Annotated in this window: 2 pseudogenes; both read right to left on the bottom strand. The window is 65.2% G+C overall.

Annotation, left to right across the window (positions count from 1 at the left end):
- Window positions 1–269: pseudogene (locus V8688_RS32020) on the bottom strand (IS21 family transposase); the annotation flags it as partial.
- Between the two features lie 8 nt (window positions 270–277).
- Window positions 278–634 (bottom strand): annotated as a pseudogene (locus V8688_RS32015) (IS21 family transposase); the annotation flags it as partial.

Raw genomic sequence — 634 nt, 5'->3', positions numbered from 1 at the left:
ACACGCTCCTTGCCGGTGAACACGGCCGTCACCGCCGTCTTCATATTATCGTAGATACCGCGTCGCGGCACACCGCCGAAGAACGCGAACGCCCGGGCATGGGCATCGAACAGCATCTCCTGGCCCTCGCGCGGATAGGCCCGGACATAGGGTGCGCGCGAGTCGCAGAGACGCATATGCGCCACCTTCACCCGCATCGGCTTGCCGGCGATCTCCACATCCTCGTGGCTCCAGTCGAACTGGTAGGCCTCACCCGGCTGGAAGGTCATCGGGATGAACGCCGGTGCGCNACCTTCACCCGCATCGGCTTGCCGGCGATCTCCACATCCTCGTGGCTCCAGTCGAACTGGTAGGCCTCACCCGGCTGGAAGGTCATCGGGATGAACGCCGGTGCGCCTTCGCCAGCATCCTTCCGCCGCGCAGCACGCCAGCGCGCCGCATAGCGGCGCACCGCATCATAGGATCCATCGAACCCCTCGCGCACCAGCAGGTCATGGATACGCGTCATCCGTAGCCGATCGCGGCGGCCGCGACCTTCGTTCTCCTCAAGCAGCGCATCGAGACGATCCTGATAAGGACCGATCCGCGGCAGCGGCTGGACTTTGCGCTGATAGTTGAACGCCGCCTCCGGCGA

This window comes from Nocardia sp. No.11 (assembly GCF_038752175.1).
Taxonomy (GTDB): domain Bacteria; phylum Actinomycetota; class Actinomycetes; order Mycobacteriales; family Mycobacteriaceae; genus Nocardia; species Nocardia canadensis.
The sequence above is the reverse complement of the archived record's forward strand: the minus strand, read 5'-3'. Positions and strand labels throughout refer to the sequence as shown.